This is a genomic window from Pseudomonas sp. NPDC099000, assembly GCF_044759925.1.
Classification (GTDB): domain Bacteria; phylum Pseudomonadota; class Gammaproteobacteria; order Pseudomonadales; family Pseudomonadaceae; genus Aquipseudomonas.
This window is the reverse complement of the sequence record NZ_JBIWAF010000008.1, coordinates 91,307-106,314: the sequence shown is the minus strand read 5'-3', so window position 1 is coordinate 106,314 and position 15,008 is coordinate 91,307. Positions and strand designations below refer to the sequence as shown.

17 protein-coding genes are annotated in these 15,008 nt (G+C 60.5%); 11 read left to right on the top strand and 6 right to left on the bottom strand.

Annotated features, from left to right (window positions below; genetic code table 11):
- Window positions 1–41: 41 nt before the first annotated feature.
- Entirely contained in the window at window positions 42–872 is an 831-nt protein-coding gene (locus ACIQV9_RS12780; protein ID WP_403101656.1) for a cupin domain-containing protein, read from the bottom strand.
- A gap of 135 nt (window positions 873–1,007) precedes the next feature.
- Between ACIQV9_RS12780 and ACIQV9_RS12775 the strand changes: the two genes are divergently transcribed.
- From ACIQV9_RS12775 to ACIQV9_RS12765, 3 genes are all read left to right on the top strand, one after another.
- Window positions 1,008–1,526: a carboxymuconolactone decarboxylase family protein gene (locus ACIQV9_RS12775; RefSeq protein WP_403101654.1), complete on the top strand. Its 519-nt coding sequence runs from the start codon at window positions 1,008–1,010 to the stop codon at window positions 1,524–1,526.
- Window positions 1,527–1,556: 30 nt separating this feature from the next.
- Window positions 1,557–1,808: a glutaredoxin 3 gene (gene grxC / locus ACIQV9_RS12770; protein WP_403101652.1), complete on the top strand. Its 252-nt coding sequence runs from the start codon at window positions 1,557–1,559 to the stop codon at window positions 1,806–1,808.
- 147 nt (window positions 1,809–1,955) lie between these two features.
- On the top strand, window positions 1,956–2,387 hold the full coding sequence (locus ACIQV9_RS12765) for a nuclear transport factor 2 family protein (protein ID WP_403101650.1): 432 nt from the start codon (window positions 1,956–1,958) through the stop codon (window positions 2,385–2,387).
- A gap of 81 nt (window positions 2,388–2,468) precedes the next feature.
- On the opposite strand, the gene ACIQV9_RS12760 is transcribed toward ACIQV9_RS12765, so the two are convergent.
- Entirely contained in the window at window positions 2,469–3,674 is a 1,206-nt protein-coding gene (locus ACIQV9_RS12760) for an NAD(P)/FAD-dependent oxidoreductase (protein WP_403101648.1), read from the bottom strand.
- A 257-nt stretch (window positions 3,675–3,931) separates the two neighbouring features.
- On the opposite strand from ACIQV9_RS12760, the gene ACIQV9_RS12755 reads away from it, so the two are divergent.
- The 5 genes from ACIQV9_RS12755 (at window position 3,932) to ACIQV9_RS12735 (ending at window position 6,808) form a co-directional block, all read left to right on the top strand.
- On the top strand, window positions 3,932–4,501 hold the full coding sequence (locus ACIQV9_RS12755) for an Rrf2 family transcriptional regulator (RefSeq protein WP_010455470.1): 570 nt from the start codon (window positions 3,932–3,934) through the stop codon (window positions 4,499–4,501).
- Between the two features lie 33 nt (window positions 4,502–4,534).
- Window positions 4,535–4,936 carry a hypothetical protein gene (locus ACIQV9_RS12750; protein ID WP_077749108.1) on the top strand — a complete coding sequence of 134 codons (402 nt, stop codon included), beginning with the start codon at window positions 4,535–4,537 and terminating at the stop codon, window positions 4,934–4,936.
- A gap of 11 nt (window positions 4,937–4,947) precedes the next feature.
- Entirely contained in the window at window positions 4,948–5,487 is a 540-nt protein-coding gene (locus tag ACIQV9_RS12745) for an HD domain-containing protein (protein ID WP_403101645.1), read from the top strand.
- Window positions 5,488–5,669: 182 nt separating this feature from the next.
- Entirely contained in the window at window positions 5,670–5,948 is a 279-nt protein-coding gene (locus ACIQV9_RS12740; RefSeq protein ID WP_403101643.1) for a DUF3303 domain-containing protein, read from the top strand.
- 185 nt (window positions 5,949–6,133) lie between these two features.
- The gene (locus ACIQV9_RS12735; protein WP_403101641.1) at window positions 6,134–6,808 is read left to right on the top strand and encodes a DUF3313 domain-containing protein; all 675 of its coding nucleotides are present in this window, start codon (window positions 6,134–6,136) and stop codon (window positions 6,806–6,808) included.
- 179 nt (window positions 6,809–6,987) lie between these two features.
- On the opposite strand, the gene ligD is transcribed toward ACIQV9_RS12735, so the two are convergent.
- The 3 genes from ligD to ACIQV9_RS12720 are packed head-to-tail and all read right to left on the bottom strand — an operon-like array spanning window position 6,988 to window position 11,972.
- The gene (gene ligD / locus ACIQV9_RS12730; RefSeq protein WP_403101639.1) at window positions 6,988–9,588 is read right to left on the bottom strand and encodes a DNA ligase D; all 2,601 of its coding nucleotides are present in this window, start codon (window positions 9,586–9,588) and stop codon (window positions 6,988–6,990) included.
- Window positions 9,585–10,577: a methyltransferase gene (locus ACIQV9_RS12725; protein ID WP_403101637.1), complete on the bottom strand. Its 993-nt coding sequence runs from the start codon at window positions 10,575–10,577 to the stop codon at window positions 9,585–9,587. Before ACIQV9_RS12725 ends, ligD begins: the two co-directional genes overlap by 4 nt.
- A 9-nt stretch (window positions 10,578–10,586) precedes the next feature.
- Window positions 10,587–11,972: an iron-containing redox enzyme family protein gene (locus ACIQV9_RS12720; RefSeq protein ID WP_403101635.1), complete on the bottom strand. Its 1,386-nt coding sequence runs from the start codon at window positions 11,970–11,972 to the stop codon at window positions 10,587–10,589.
- 192 nt (window positions 11,973–12,164) lie between these two features.
- Between ACIQV9_RS12720 and ACIQV9_RS12715 the strand changes: the two genes are divergently transcribed.
- On the top strand, window positions 12,165–12,611 hold the full coding sequence (locus ACIQV9_RS12715; protein WP_403101633.1) for a cupin domain-containing protein: 447 nt from the start codon (window positions 12,165–12,167) through the stop codon (window positions 12,609–12,611).
- A gap of 73 nt (window positions 12,612–12,684) precedes the next feature.
- On the opposite strand, the gene ACIQV9_RS12710 is transcribed toward ACIQV9_RS12715, so the two are convergent.
- The gene (locus ACIQV9_RS12710) at window positions 12,685–13,407 is read right to left on the bottom strand and encodes a tellurite resistance TerB family protein (RefSeq protein ID WP_403101631.1); all 723 of its coding nucleotides are present in this window, start codon (window positions 13,405–13,407) and stop codon (window positions 12,685–12,687) included.
- A gap of 466 nt (window positions 13,408–13,873) precedes the next feature.
- Between ACIQV9_RS12710 and pcsA the strand changes: the two genes are divergently transcribed.
- A complete protein-coding gene (gene pcsA / locus ACIQV9_RS12705) occupies window positions 13,874–14,596 on the top strand; it encodes a phosphatidylcholine synthase (protein ID WP_109636136.1) in 723 nt (240 codons plus the stop codon).
- A 6-nt stretch (window positions 14,597–14,602) separates the two neighbouring features.
- Entirely contained in the window at window positions 14,603–14,989 is a 387-nt protein-coding gene (locus ACIQV9_RS12700) for a DUF488 domain-containing protein (protein WP_403101629.1), read from the top strand.
- Window positions 14,990–15,008: the final 19 nt, after the last annotated feature.

Here is a 15,008-nt window from a genome sequence, read left to right as displayed (position 1 = left end):
GGCTCACTCCTACACGGATTGTGTTCAACCGGCCGAAGGGGTCACCGCGGGCGTTTTGCGTCTTGCAGCCACTCGCGCGGGCTGGTGCCGGTTTTGCGCCGGAACGCCCGGGCCAGCGCCGAGGGGCTTTCGTAGCCGACTTCATCGGCGATCAACGCAATGGACTTGCCTTCACGCAAACGTTTCTGCGCCAGGCTGATGCGCCAGCTCACCAGATAGTCGACCGGCGTCTGCCCCACCACGGAACGGAAGTATTCAGCGAAACTGGCCCGGGACATGTTGGCCGCTGCCGACAGTTCGGCCACGGTCCAGGCCTTGCCAGGCGTGTCGTGCATCAGGCTCAAGGGGCGCGCCAGGCGCGGATCGGCGAGCCCCGCCATCATCCCGGGCGTCTGATCGCGGCTGGTCAGAATGTGCCGCAACAACTGAATCACCAACAGTTCGAACAGCCGGTCCATCATCGCTTCGCGCCCACAAATGCCGCCGAACGCCTCGCTGAACAGCCAGTCCAGCGTGCCGGCCATGGTCGGGATGCTGTCGAGCTGGAGCACCAGGTATTCAGGCAGCGCCGCCGCCAGGGCATTGCCCGACCCACCGTCGAATTCCAGGGAAGCGCACACCAATTGCGTGCCCGACGCTTCGCTGGCGAACAACCGATGGCGATAAGGTCGCGGGAAGAAAATCAACGTCGGCTCATTGAGCTGCAGGTCTCGCCCATCCGCGAGTTTGAGCGTCAGTTCGCCGGCCTGGAGCAGATGCAGATGCCCGGTGGCCTGGTCGCCCTCAAACGCCGTGACGCCACAAAAATCCCCGCTGTGGAAGGTGCCGGCACTGACACCGAAATGGGTGAGCAAGGTGGACAAGCGATCCATGGAACGACTCCCCGGGGCCATATTTGGACGATCTGTCGCATATCCTCGACGATTTGCACCCTCAAAGCCAGCGCCGATCCCTAGCATGGACCCCGTACCCAGCGCATACCGCGCTTGCATCGACGGAGTCTCACCATGAGCCGCATCACCCCCCTGAGCCTTGACCAAGCCACCGACACCACTCGCCCGCTGCTGGAAGGCGTGCAAAAGAAAATCGGCTTTTTGCCCAACGTCTTCAAGACGCTGGCCCATGCCCCCGCCGTGCTGTCGGCCTATCTGCAACAGTCGGTGGCCCTGGGCAAAACGTCCCTGAGCGCGACTGAAAAAGAAGCGATCTTCCTGGCCACTTCGCAGGTCAACGGCTGCGACTACTGCCTGGCGGCGCACACGCTGTTTGCCGGTAAGGCCGGGTTGTCTGCGCAAGACATCGTCAGCGCCCGACACGGCCAACTCAATGCGTTTGCCACCCTCGCCCGGCAAATCACCGAAAGTCGCGGCCACGTGAGCAACGAGCAGATTGCAGCGGCGCGTGCAGCCGGCATCACCGACGCCAAGATTATCGAAGTGGTCGCCCACATCGCCTCGCAGACCCTGACCAACTACCTGAACAATCTGGCCCTGACCGACATCGACTTCCCGGCGATCGACGCTTGAAGCGGAGCCCAAATTCGAGGAGTACACACCATGAGCACCGTGACGCTTTACACCACTGACACCTGCCCCTATTGCCGCAATGCCAAGGCGCTGCTGGCCAGCAAAGGGATCGCCACCCAGGAAATAAACGTTCAGTCAGACCCCGGCAAATTCCAGGAGATGCTCACCCGCAGCGGTCGTCGCAGCGTGCCGCAGATCTTCATCGGTGACACCCATGTCGGGGGCTTCGACGACCTGGCCAAACTGGACCGTCAAGGGGCCCTGCTGTCGATGCTGGCCTGAAGCTGCAACCCAAAATCCCTTCCCCTTACCCGGCAAGACTTCTATCAGCTCCTAGAAGTCTTGCCTCGTCGTTTTGCCACGCTTCATTTAATTTCTGACAGGTTGTACGATGACCGACGAGTCATTCATAACAACAAGGAACTACCCATGAAAAAAGTGAACGTGCTGATTGGTTTTCTGTGCCTGTTCAGTGGCTACGTGGCGGCAGCCCCGGCGCCGGGCGAGAAGGATGTCGCAGACGCTGTGGATCACCTGACGCAAGCCATGCTCCACAAGAACATCCCCGAACTGAAAGCGTTGACCGCTGAAAACCTGACCTACGGCCACTCCAGCGGCAAGGTCCAGGACAAGAAAGACTTCATCGCCGATATCGAAACCGGCAAGAGCGCGTTCAAAACCCTGGAAATGCAGAACCAGACCATCACCGTCTCGGGTGACGTGGCGCTGGTACGTCACCATTTCTCGGCACAGGCGATCAAGGGCATCGAGCTGGTCCCGACCGAAATCGAGAACTTCCAGATCTGGCAAAAGAAGTCTGGCAAATGGTTGCTGGTAGGCCGACAAGCCTTCCGTATCTGAACAAAAAAAAATCCCGCCCAAGATCACTTGAGCGGGATTTTTTCAGACAGAGCGTCTCATCGACACAGCTCTGCCAACCTCTTAGGCCACCACCGGGATCATCGGATCCGCTGCCGCCAGCGCTGTTGCGCGATCTGCCGCCGGCGGATAGATCCACACCGTGTTGATCTGAGTCTTGAGTGATTTACCTTCCTGCTTGACCAGTTTGACCTGGCGATCCCAACCCTCGGTGTAAACCGCGCCCCAGGCACCCAGATCCAGACAAGTGACGTACTTGGGTTGACTGTACGCTGTCGGGTCCACACCCAGGATTTGCGCAGCGACGTTGTTGCCAGCGTGACGCCCCAGCGAGATCGCGTGTTGGCAGGTCATCAGGGCGTAGTTGCCGATGTCATCCGCGGCGGCGTAAGCCACATCGCCGGTGGCGAATATGTCGTCCTGGCCGATGACTTTCAGATGCGCATCGACGTGCAGGCGGCCGAGGTGATCGCGTTCGGCCGGGATCTGCTCGGTCAGCGAGCTTGCCCGTACCCCGGTGGTCCAGACGACAGTCTTGGCGTCGATGCGTTGGCCATCGGCCAGGGTCACACCGTTTTCATCGACGGCAACCACCGATGACTTCAAGCGCCATTTCACGCCCAGCTCAGTGCTGGCTTCGGCGATTGACTGGCTGATTTCGCTGCCCATGGAGGCCCCGACTTTTTCACCGCGATCGACGATGATCACTTCAATGTCAGCGTCCTCGCCGAGGATGGCCCGCAGACGTGCCGGCATTTCGGTCGCCGTTTCAATCCCGGTAAAGCCGCCACCGGCCACCACTACGGTGTTTCGAGCGTTGCTTTGCGGCAGGTTTGCCAGGGATTTCAGATGGTTTTCCAGGCGTACCGCTTGTTCGATCTGGTCCACGTCAAAGGCGTGTTTGGCCACGCCCGGGGTGTTCGGCAGCGCGAGACCGCTACCGGTGGCCAGAACGAGTTTGTCGTAGCTGCACACCTGTCTGGCACCCGACGCATCGGTGTAGCCGACGCGTTTTTGCTGCACATCGATGGTTTCTGCAGCGCCCTTGATGAACTTCACACCGACGGCATCGAACAGGTCGCCGAGGGGTGCCGCCAGTTGATGAGCATTCGGCTCATAGAAGCGCGGACGCACACGCAGCTCGGCCTGAGGCGCCAGTACCGTGACTTCTACGTGGTTGTGATCATGGATGTCCAACAGGCGCGTGGCGCTCAATGCCGTCCACATGCCACCGAAACCTGCGCCGATTACCAGAATGTGCTGCTTCATTGTTTTAACTCCGAAGATGACCAAAGACTGAACTCGTCGCCGAGCTGACAACGGCGACTATAGTGATCCGAGTTATTGGAAGCAATGACCTTCTATCGATGGTTATCATCACACATTCAGATACCTCGACAATCCACACACAAGCTTCTATCCACAAGCAGGACAGGACAGATTGACGATCAAGGCCATGCCGATGCTTCGTTGCGCCCCTGATCATCGGCTGGTAACATTGGCGACTCATTCAGTCGGAGATAACCATGTCTCTCTACAGCGCGGGCGTTGAGTACGGCATTCACTGCCTGCTTTTTCTGGTGGGCGATTACGGCGATAGCCGTGAGGCAAGCGTGCGCGACCTCGCTGAGCTGCAAGGCGTGCCACTGGACTACCTGGCGAAAATCTTCACCAAGCTGGCCAAGGCCAAACTGGTTGTGGCGACCGAGGGTGTGCGCGGCGGTTTCAAGCTCGCGCGGCCGGCGGACGAAATCAGCGTGCTGGACATCGTCAACGCCATTGATGGCCAGAAGCTGATCTTCGATTGCCGTGATATCCGTGGGCGTTGCGCGCTGTTTGAAGGCTCCCCGCCGACGTGGGCAGTGGAAGGTCATTGCTCGGTTCACGCGGTCATGATGACCGCGCAGCAACGCATGGAAGACGCCCTCGCCCAGCAGACCATTCTTGACCTAGCCCGCAGGGTCGGACGTAAAGCCCCGGCCGAGTTCGGCGCCCAGGTGGACAACTGGATCAATGATCGTCGGGAAAGGAAAACCGTGACCGGCACTCAGCCCGATGGCGAACAGATCATCCCGGTGACCGATATTTCCGACTGACGATTCGCCTGGGGCGCTCTATGATTAAGGCCCATGACAACCTCTGCTCCGATCCGCTCACCCTGCCCGCCCGGCGCCTGCATCTGCGGGCGAGACCCGTTGCTGGAAACACCGGGCGCGGACGTGCGCATCCTGTTTCTGACCCGGCAGGAAGAAAAGCGTCTGCTCGATCGTCTGGAAAACCTGCAAAGCCTGGCTGACCTCGAACGCTTGCAAAACCGCATGTACGCACAACTGGGCATCCGCGTGGACATCGTCCCCAGCTTCAACGAAGTACGTACCATGCGCGGCATCGGCATCACCCTCGGCGAATTGCCGGGCCTGTGCCGCAAGACCCGCCAGTCGATCCCGGCCGCGATTCGTCGCAGCCTGGAGAAACGCCCGGAGATCGCCTTCGAGATCCTCAACGCCAATGACCTGTTGCGCGACGCCTGAGGTCCGAACCGATGAATCCCCTTCTCGAATTCCCCGTTACCGACGAAATACTGACGTCCTACGCACTGGCGATCGGTACCGATTTGTCGGGTTATCGCAATCACATCTACCGGGTGCTGAACTTCTACCGCGCGATCAGCGGCATTGAAGGCCTGCCATCCGAAGCCGTACAGATCGCCGGGGCGTTTCACGACCTGGGCATCTGGACCGATCAAACCATCGATTACCTGGAACCCTCGGTGCGCCTGGCCAGCGACTACCTCGCCAACCGACAACTGTCGCACTTGAGCGGCGAAGTGACGGCGCTGATCCTGGAACACCACAAAGTGCGGCCCTACGGTGCCGACCATGCGCTCAGCGTCGAGCCCTTCCGGCGCGCCGATGTCATTGACGTGTCGCTCGGCCTGCTGACATTCGGCCTGCCACGGGCCTACATCAAAATGGTGAAGTCGGCGCTGCCCAATCATGGCTTTCACGGGATGCTGCTCCGGCAAACCGCACGGCAATTCCTGCGTTCGCCACTCAAGCCGCTGCCTATGTTTCGCTGGTGAAACAAACGTCGCCCAAGCCTGGAAAAAAGCCATTAAAGAGGATCAGCGGTCGTACGCAGACGGCCCGGCGCTGCTATGCCTTCAAAGGGGGCGAGAGGCTGTAGACACAGCGTCACCGTGGTCCCGGCGCCAACCCGGTACGCGCAGACAAACAGGTGCCAATCCGTAGCAGGAGGTGGCAAATGTTATTCATCGTCAGTTGGTCGATTAATCCGGATAACCGTAACAAGGCGATCGAGCGCTTCCTCAAGACCGGCGCCGTTCCACCGGCCGGCGTCCAGATGCTCGGGCGTTGGCATGCCGTCGGCGGTTCGAGCGGTTTTGGCGTGGCAGAAGCCAGTGATCTGGTGCAGATTCAGAAGTGGGTGCTGGAGTGGAACGACATCATGAAGATGGACGTCCAGGCGGCATTGACTGATGAACAGATGGCGCCACTGTTGGCGGGCACGGTCGGCAAGTAGCTGTCATCGGGGCGGCGGATGTTGCTCGCCGCCCCAACACATTCTTCTGTCGCCCCACTGAAATCGACTGGAAAATTTTGCGGCCGAACCTACGCTCATGGCGAAGGATCCGGTTTCAGCCAGGGTTTGCCCCGGCCTGGACTGACCGGGCCGACCCTGCGCTGAACCTACGGAGTAGAAAATATATGAATTTGTCGCAGAAACTGTTAATCGGCGCTGCACTTGCCAGCCTGCTACTCGGCGGCTGCACCTCGAAAGTCACCGAAAAAGACCAGTACTCAGGCTTCCTGTCCAACTACAACAACTTGCAGCAAGTAACCACCACCAGCGGCGAGACCGCGATGCGCTGGGTGAGCCCGTCCTGGAATCCAAACGCCTACGACACCGTGGTCTTCAACAAGCTGGAGCTCTATCCGGCGCCCAAGCCTACCGAGCGGGTCAATCGGCAAACCCTGGATGAACTGCAGAGCTACATGACCAGCAAGACTAAAGGCGTGTTGGGCCAGAGATACCGGGTGGTATCGAGCGAACAATCAGCGCCGGCCGGTTCGAAAAAACTGATCATGCGTGCAGCGATTACCGGGGTGAATGCCGAAAACGAAGGCATGAAATGGTATGAAGTGGTGCCTGTCGCGGCGGTAGTCGGCGGTGTTTCCGCTGTCAGCGGGCATCGGGATCAGGACACCACGCTGTTCATCGAGGCCGAGTTTATCGACGCCAGCAACAACCAGACCGTGGCCAAGGTGGTGCGCAAGGTGTTCGGCAGCACTCTGGAAAACGCCAGCCAGAAAATCACCGCCAAAGACTTCAAAGTGGCGATCGACAAACTGACCAGCGATTTGCAGGCGTTTGTCCAATAGCGGCATCGCAACCCAACAACCTGTGGTGAGGGGATTTATCCCCGTTCGGCTGCGAAGCAGTCGTGAATTCAGACGACGCGGTGCATCAGATAGACCGTGCGTTCAGGTTTTGCGACTGCTTCGCAGCCGAACGGGGATAAATCCCCTCGCCACAAAACAGCCTTAAGCAGTTGCCTGCTCTATTTTTTCATGCCGACCCGCCGACGCATGTCGGCGGTGATCGCTTGCCGGGTTTTCTTCAGGTTCGCCCAAGGCTCATCACCGACTTCGGCCAGTCGTTCCTGCACGTTGTGGACGTTCCACTGATTACCGCCCTTCAATTCGGCCACTTCTTCCCGAAAAATCGGCACCGACACCGGCAGCCCTTCGCGGGTGCGGGCGGCGTAGGCGCAAATGGTGGTGGCGCCCAGTCCATTGCGCAAGTAATCGATGAAAATCCGCCCGACGCGATTCTTCGGTCCCGACACCGCCGAAAAGCGCTCCGGCAGCAACTTGGCCATGTGGCTGACAATCGCGTGACTGAAGTCCTTCACCTCGTCCCAACCGAGCTTGCGGGTCAGCGGGACCACCAGGTGAATCCCCTTGCCGCCGCTGGTCTTGAGGAAGGCCTTGAGCCCCAGTTCATCCAGCACCGACAGCGTCAGCTGAGTCGCCTCGACCATGCTTTTCCACGGCAGCGCCGGGTCCGGGTCGAGGTCAAGAACGAAGCGGTCAGGCTTGTCGAGATTCTCCGTGGTGGCGTTCCAGGTGTGCAGTTCCACGGTGCTCATCTGCACCGCGCCAATCAGCGCTTCGGCGTTGTTGATGATCATCACCGGTTGGCCGGTGACGTCCTTGTCCAGCGTGGTGATGCCCGGAATGGCCAGGCGCTCTGCATTTTTCTGGAAGAACAGTTCGCCGGCGATGCCGTCCGGGGCGCGCACCAGCGCCACTGGGCGGTCCTTGAGCTCGGGCAGAATCCATTCGGCGACGCTGGCGTAATACTCCGCCAGCTGCACTTTGGTGGTGCCGCTGCTCGCATCGATCACCCGGTCCGGATGGGTGATGCGCACCTTGCCTTCGCCGAGGCCGATTTGTGAGGGCGCGGGCGCGGCCTTGGCCGATTTCTTTTTCGCAACGGCAGCCGGTTTGTCCGCGGCGGCTTTCTTGCTGGTCTGGGCTTTCACGGCTTTCGGACGCTCCTCATTGATGTCTTCGGCGGGTTTGTCATCGCGCAAGCCATGGAATACGGCATGGCGCACCGACCCGTCCTTCGTCATCTCGGCGAACGCGACTTCGGCGAGCAAAACGGGTTTGAGCCAATGCACGCCCTTGGCGTCGAAACCGGTCGGCGGGTTGACCACCGTTGGTTTTTTCACCTGCAACGGTTTGAGCTGTTCGTAAATGTGCTTGAGCGTGGTCTCGTTGAAACCGGTTCCGACCTTGCCGGCGTAGCGCAACTCGCCGCTGTCACGGTCGTGCAGGCCCAACAGCAACGCACCGAAGGCATTGCGCGCGCCTTTCGGATCGGTGAAACCGACCACAACGAATTCCTGCCGATGCTTGCACTTGAGCTTGATCCAGTCACTGCTGCGCCGGGACACGTAAGGCGACCCCATGCGCTTGCCGATCAACCCTTCCATCTGCATCTGGCAAGCACTGTTGAGCAAGGCTTCCGGCTCTTCGCCGAACGCATCGGAGAAGCGCAGCAGCGAGTTTTGACTGGGTTTGAGCACCGTCGCCAGGGCGACCCGTCGCTCCTCGACCGGCACTTCGCGCAGGTCCACGCCATTGAGGTAAGGCATGTCGAACAGGTAATAGAGGATGTTGCCACTGCGATTGGATTCGAAGGCATTTTGCAGCGCCTGAAAGTCCGGCACGCCTTGCTCGTTGGCCACCACCATCTCACCGTCGAGCCAGGCGGATTCCAGGCCCAGAGCGGCCAACGCCTCGGCCTGTTTCGGCAATTTGTGGGTCCAGTCGTGACCGTTGCGGGTGAAGAGTTTCACCTCGTCGTGGTCGATGCGCGCCATGATCCGGTAACCGTCCAACTTGATCTCATAGCTCCACTCGCCCTGCGGGGCTTTTTCCACCAGCGTCGCCAGTTCCGGTTTGAGCTGGTCAGGCAGCTTGGCCTTGTGAGCGCCGGTGAGTTGCGCTGACGGCTCTTTCGGCGCGACCTTGCGGGCTGGCTTCTTCACCGGTTTGGGCTTGGCGGCGGTCTTCGCCTTTTTGGGAAGTATGGTCCGGTCACTGAGCACGCTGTCGGGCTCGGCGGCCACCACGTCGTAATCGCTTTCGGGTTTCGCCGCGCTGTCCTGATGCTTGATCAGAAACCATTGCTCCTGCTTGCCCGGCATGTGCGTACGCACCAGGTTCCACAAGCCACCGAGTTTCTCGCCTTGCAGCTCGAACTTGAGCTTGCCCTTGGCATAGGCCTTGGCCGGATCTTCCTGGGGGATCCACACGCCCCGGTCCCAGACAATCACGTCGCCGGCGCCGTAATGCCCTTCGGGAATGCTGCCCTCGAACGTGGCGTAATCGATCGGATGGTCTTCAACGTGGACCGCCAGGCGCTTGACCTTGGGGTCCAGCGAAGGGCCTTTGGGTACCGCCCAACTTTTCAGAGCGCCGTCGAGTTCCAGGCGAAAGTCATAGTGCAACCGCGAGGCATCGTGCTTCTGAATACAGAACTGCAAGGCATGGTCTTTCGCGGTTTTTTTCGCCGATCGTTTCGCGGCGGGTTCAGAGGTCGCCGAGAAATCGCGCATGCGGTTGTAATCGTCCAGATTCTTGTTCATGGCGCACCTGCCGGCTCAACGCTTCCCCCAATGCCGGGGCCGATACGCGTGACGATCAGGGCCACGACCGCAATCCGCTCCACCCGTTGATAGCCGGGTGTCAGCAATTCTTCACCGAACACATCAGGGTCGAGTTCGCGATAGGTCCAGCCGAACATCGGCGACTCGAGGCGCGGGGTCAGTGCCTCGAGAAACGGATCCTGGCCATCGATCATTGCCACCCCGGTGTACAGCACCAAAGAGCCACCGGGCGCCAGGCGATACAATGCTTGCTCGACAATGCGCAACGACAACTGCGCACCCAGCGCGCCGCCGCCATGGCGATAAGCACGTTCGGCGGGGTCGGCCATGTAGGGTGGATTGGCGACGATCAGGTCGAAATTGCCGTCGACGTCCTGCAGCACATCGCTGGCCTCGACCGTGACGTTAGCGACTTCGGCAAGCGCCGCGTTAACCGCCGTCAGGCGCAATGCTGCAGGATTGATATCGACGGCCAGCACCTCGGCCTCACGGCGTGCGCGGGCAATCACAATCGCCCCGACACCCGCGCCGCAACCAATGTCCACGGCGCGCCGGATCGGCGCGAAGGTTTGCTGCAAATGGGTATGGATCAGCTGCGCGAACCGGTAGCTGTCCGGCCCGAAAAACACCGCGTCAGCCGCGTCGGTGGGAAACCCCGAGTGCACGAACAGCAGATCATCCAGGCTGGACCAGCGCACGCGGCTTTTCAGTCGGCCGTTGCTTTCTTGAAGCACGCCCGCCTCCTGCAACTGCCGCTGTTCATCGGTCGACAGCAGGCCCGGTTCGAACGAGCGCGACCAGCCGAACACATCGCGCAAGGTCCGGGCGTTTTGCCCAAAGGCACGGTCGTTGACCCGCTGGTGAGTGAGCGGCGTCGGGGTGATGAACCGGTAGCCATCGGCCTGCAAACGGCGCCCCAGCTGCACCAACGCCAGATCGGCAGCGCCCAGTTGCTCTTCCTGATTCATGTGGTGCTCCTATCGCAGGCTGGATTTGAGTTCGATAAACCGTCGCGTGGCCATCAGGCCGGCTGGATGGGAATGCCGATGGGCCGACAGCCACGGGATCAGCACCTGCATCTGCTCGTGTGCGGCGAGCCCGTCCAACGCGGTTTGCAGGCTCTGGACATCCGGGTCGTTGTCGGACACGGGTGCTTCTGTCGCGATACTCGCGCCCCGGCGAACCGCTGTGGCTGAGCGCTCAGGCGTCCAGTCACCGGCAATCCAGTCATGCAGCAGCTGTTTTTCATAAAGGCTGAACACGCCGAACATGGCGGCGCCGTCACCCTCGATCAACTGCCAGAAACGGCTGGCCTGAGGGTCTTGCTGGCGTTTGATCCATCCTTTGTTTTCCATGGCAGCGAGGAACCCTGGCAACTGCTCCGGCGCGGACAGCCATTGGTTAACGGTCTTGCCTTCAAAACGGCAATAGTCGGAATGCATGTGCTGGCCGAATGGACGCTTGCGCTCAAGCATGTTGAGCAACTCGGCGTCGAGGTCGAACGACTCGATGATCGCGCGACTGCCCTGCCCCAGATCGTTGAGCCGATAACCCAGCGCGACCCGGCGCAGAAAGTCTTCGCGATCGCCTTCCACCGGCAGCAGTTGCAGCACCGACTGCACGGCTTTGTGCGCGTGGCCGGTGCTGGCGTTGTCGATGGTGACGTGCAGGGTGAAGTAGTACGGATCGATGCCCAGTTCGCTGAGTTCATAGGCGCTGATCAGCAGATGCAATGGCAGTTGCTCGTAGCCGAGGTTGTAGCCGATCACCTCTGGTAAAAACTCGTCGGCGGATTCGCCCAGCGCCAGTTGTATCGCGCCTTGCAGGTAATGCTCGTCGGCGATTACCCCGGTGTCTTGCAGGCCATGTTTAGCGAGCAGTTTGCGGTAGATCACCACATGATTCTGCGCCGGATTGCCGTCGCCCAGCTCTTCCAGATAAGTGCAGATCAGCCCTTCGAAACGCGGGTCGCGCCATTGACGCAACAGGCCATACAACCAGGCGCCGTCGACCAGCTTGGTCGGCGCCACGGCTTGCAGGAAAAACAGCGCGTGCGCCTTGCTGGTAAAGAACTGCCGCGGCCCGCCGTCCTTGCGTTGTTGCAGGTAATCGGCGTATTGGCGGGCGACATCGACGCTGTGTTGTTCGACGAACGATTGCAGGGCCGACAGGTCCGTCGGCATCTCCTGAGGCAGGTCGGCGGCGTGTTCGAGCTGCGCCTCGAGAAAGGTTCGGGCGAGTGCGCGCCGTTGCTCGGGGTCATCGCCCAGCAGCAGCTGCTCATAGGCTTGTTTCAGGCTTCCGGCGGCCGGGATCGGGTGTTCGTGGGCGGGCCGCGATTCAAGTCGTGTCAGGGCAGTCATGGGCGCATCTCTCGGTCTGAGGCCAGTGGCAGGACGCTGAATCAACACGTCTCTACATCAGCAGAGCGATTTGCCTGGATAAAAATTCAATTGGCGTTGAAATCGCCCTGACGGACGGACCTGTGGAGCGGCGCCCGGCTGGCGCACCAGGCATATACTCAGCGGGTGTTGACTCATCTTCGGAGAGCAATCATGCGAACGGTGCACGTCATCGAACAATCGCCGGCGCCGGTGAACGTCGTGGGCGAGGCGATCACCATCCTCGCGGGCGGCGACCTCAGTAAGCCCTTTGAAATGCATATCCAGGAAGGCGTGCAAGGCGGTGGACCGCCACCGCACTTTCATCCGTGGGACGAAGCCTTTTACGTGGTCGACGGCCAGGTCGAAGTGACCGTTGCGGGCAAGTCCACCACCGTCTCGGCCGGGGGTTACGTGCATATCCCCGGGGGTTCCATCCATGCCTACAAGAACATCAGCCCGACCGCGAAGATGATTGGCGTGGTGTCGGATCCGCGCGGCGGACAGTTTTTTGCGGCAGTGGATCAATTAAGGGTGCCGGAGGATTTGCCGCGAATACTGGAGATTGCCGAAGCGCATGGGGTTATCTTCCTGGTCCCCAAACCACCGCATGCTTTGTAGCTGCCTTGTGGTGAGGGGATTTATCCCCTCGCCACAGGGCAGCTGCTAGAAGGCCGTGTTCGGCGCTACGTCGCTAAGCCGCGCCCCCCTTGGCCTGCTGCTCCAGATGCACTTGCAGCTCAGGATCAATCTTCAGCGCCGCCGCCAGCTCATCCAGATAGTTGCGCTCGGCATCCTGTTGATCGTCCACCAGCATCACGCTGGCCAGGTACATTTCCGCCGCCATGCCGGGATCCGTCGCCGACTGCGCCACATCGGCTGCATCCAATGGCCGGGCAACTTCGTCATCCAGCCATTGCTGCAGTTGCGGATCGTCGGTGTGGCGGCCGATTTCGGTGCTGATCATCTGTTTCTCGGTGTCATCGATCCGGCCATCGGCCTTGGCCGCCGCAATCAATGCGCGCAAGATCGCATGGCTGTGGTCCTCCACTTCTGGGCCCGACAACAAGTCGACCGTGCGCGGTGCCTGTTGCGGCGCAGCCGCCTGACTGCGTTGCCAGGCCTGATACGCCTGGAAGGCCATCATCCCGAGCGACGCCAGGGCTGCATAGTTGGTGCCGCCACCCGAGCGGGTTCGGGTCGCGCCACCCATGGACGAACCGCCGCCCAGCAGGCCACCGAGCAAACCACCCAATCCGCCACCGCCTGCACTTGAGCCGGCGCCACCGCCCAACAGGCCACCCAACAACCCGCCCAGACCGCCGCCGATGCCTCCCTGCGCGGATGCGCCACCCTGTTGCGCCCCGGAGCCCTGGCCGCCCCGCAGGAGTTGTTCGAGCAAATCGCTGGTGTTCATGACGACGTCCTCATCGATGGGAGTGACCCGCTCAGGCAACAATAGTCCTCGCCGGCAAATGCGCCACCACCGTTTGGCTGACATGACATGGACCCGACTGACGAAGAAAACGAGAAAATCTTCAGCCGAGCAGGAACCCTGTGGTGAGGGGATTTATCCCCGTTGGGTCGCGAAGCTGCCCCCAGCGTCCTTTCAAAGAGACTCAATTGTCCGGATTTACGACTGCTTCGCAGCCGAACGGGGATAAATCCCCTCACCACAAAGGCAGATGTGCCTGAAGCGCCTTGTTTAAGTGAAAAGCTTAACGGATTAATCCGACGTATTTTTTGCCGGCCCAGCTAAGATCTACAAACGGTGAACCTTATTCCCGGATTTCCGGTCGATACCTGCAACCGAACCGGTTTGCCGCCGCCCTTGATAACGAGGGTGATGAACTGGCTTGCTTCACTTTCTGGAGAACGCCCCCGTGATATCCACCCTACACATCGCCAGGCTCAAAGCATGGGGTGCCCATGGTTTTACCGCCACCGGCGTGGTCACTGCCTTCCTCGCCACCCTCGCCTTGCTGGAAAACCAGGCCACCAACTGCCTGCTGTGGCTGGGCGTGGCCCTGATCGTCGATGGGCTGGACGGTGCCCTGGCGCGCAAGGTCAATGTGCAGTCGGTGCTGCCGAGTTTCGATGGATCGATCCTCGATCTGGTGATCGACTACCTGACGTATGTGTTTATCCCCGCGCTGTTCATCTATCGCTATATCCCGTTGCCGGACTACACGCTGCTGCTGACCGTGTCGCTGATTCTGGTGTCGTCGCTGTTTTGCTTCTGCAACGTCAACATGAAGAGCAAGGACAACTACTTCCAGGGCTTCCCCGCCGCGTGGAACGTCGTGGCCCTGTGCCTTTACATCATTGCCCCGTCGCCGTGGATTACCTTCCTGACCGTCATCGGCCTGGCCTTGCTGACCGTGACCCGAATGAAGTTCCTGCACCCGTTCCGCGTGCGCAAGTTCATGCCGATCAACATTGCCGTAACCGCCATCTGGTTGCTGTGCAGCTTGTCGCTGGTGGTCAATCACCCGGTCGTCAACCCGATGGTCATGGGGCTTTGGCTACTGATGTCGGCTTACTTCCTGGGGATCTGCATCTGGCGCACCGCCATGGAGTGGTTCGACGGATCGCGCCACAAGTAACGCGGCATGGCCATTCATATCGTTCGACTCGGCTCGCCGCGCTTGCCCGATGAAGGGCTGCGGATCGGCACGGTACGCCGCCCGCCTCGCGGGGTACCGAAGGCCGAGTTTGCCAGTCGGGATTTTTATGATGTGTGGCAGCCGCTGCTGTCGCCTAGCGCTGAGTTGGTTGCAGAAGCCAAAGCGGCCGAGGACGAGAAAGCCTGGGAGGCCTTTCGGCGCAAGTTCAAGGCGGAAATGAACCACCCGGCGCCCAGTCAATTGCTGGATCTGCTGGCTGCCCTCTCCCATCAAACCTCTCTGGCGGTGGGCTGCTACTGCGAGGAAGAGGCGCACTGCCACCGTTCCGTGTTGCGGGAGCTGCTGGCAGCACGCGGCGCCCGGATTACATGATCATTCCCTGTGGGAACGA

Coding starts and splice junctions, on each gene's coding strand:
- ACIQV9_RS12760 (WP_403101648.1), bottom strand. CDS start 3,674: ATGAAGCAGCACATTCTGGTAATCGGCGCAGGTTTCGGTGGCATGTGG.
- ACIQV9_RS12775 (WP_403101654.1), top strand. CDS start 1,008: ATGAGCCGCATCACCCCCCTGAGCCTTGACCAAGCCACCGACACCACT.
- ACIQV9_RS12750 (WP_077749108.1), top strand. CDS start 4,535: ATGACAACCTCTGCTCCGATCCGCTCACCCTGCCCGCCCGGCGCCTGC.
- ACIQV9_RS12735 (WP_403101641.1), top strand. CDS start 6,134: ATGAATTTGTCGCAGAAACTGTTAATCGGCGCTGCACTTGCCAGCCTG.
- ACIQV9_RS12710 (WP_403101631.1), bottom strand. CDS start 13,407: ATGAACACCAGCGATTTGCTCGAACAACTCCTGCGGGGCGGCCAGGGC.
- ACIQV9_RS12755 (WP_010455470.1), top strand. CDS start 3,932: ATGTCTCTCTACAGCGCGGGCGTTGAGTACGGCATTCACTGCCTGCTT.
- ACIQV9_RS12745 (WP_403101645.1), top strand. CDS start 4,948: ATGAATCCCCTTCTCGAATTCCCCGTTACCGACGAAATACTGACGTCC.
- ACIQV9_RS12715 (WP_403101633.1), top strand. CDS start 12,165: ATGCGAACGGTGCACGTCATCGAACAATCGCCGGCGCCGGTGAACGTC.
- grxC (WP_403101652.1), top strand. CDS start 1,557: ATGAGCACCGTGACGCTTTACACCACTGACACCTGCCCCTATTGCCGC.
- ACIQV9_RS12725 (WP_403101637.1), bottom strand. CDS start 10,577: ATGAATCAGGAAGAGCAACTGGGCGCTGCCGATCTGGCGTTGGTGCAG.
- ACIQV9_RS12740 (WP_403101643.1), top strand. CDS start 5,670: ATGTTATTCATCGTCAGTTGGTCGATTAATCCGGATAACCGTAACAAG.
- ACIQV9_RS12765 (WP_403101650.1), top strand. CDS start 1,956: ATGAAAAAAGTGAACGTGCTGATTGGTTTTCTGTGCCTGTTCAGTGGC.
- ACIQV9_RS12720 (WP_403101635.1), bottom strand. CDS start 11,972: ATGACTGCCCTGACACGACTTGAATCGCGGCCCGCCCACGAACACCCG.
- ligD (WP_403101639.1), bottom strand. CDS start 9,588: ATGAACAAGAATCTGGACGATTACAACCGCATGCGCGATTTCTCGGCG.
- ACIQV9_RS12780 (WP_403101656.1), bottom strand. CDS start 872: ATGGATCGCTTGTCCACCTTGCTCACCCATTTCGGTGTCAGTGCCGGC.
- ACIQV9_RS12700 (WP_403101629.1), top strand. CDS start 14,603: ATGGCCATTCATATCGTTCGACTCGGCTCGCCGCGCTTGCCCGATGAA.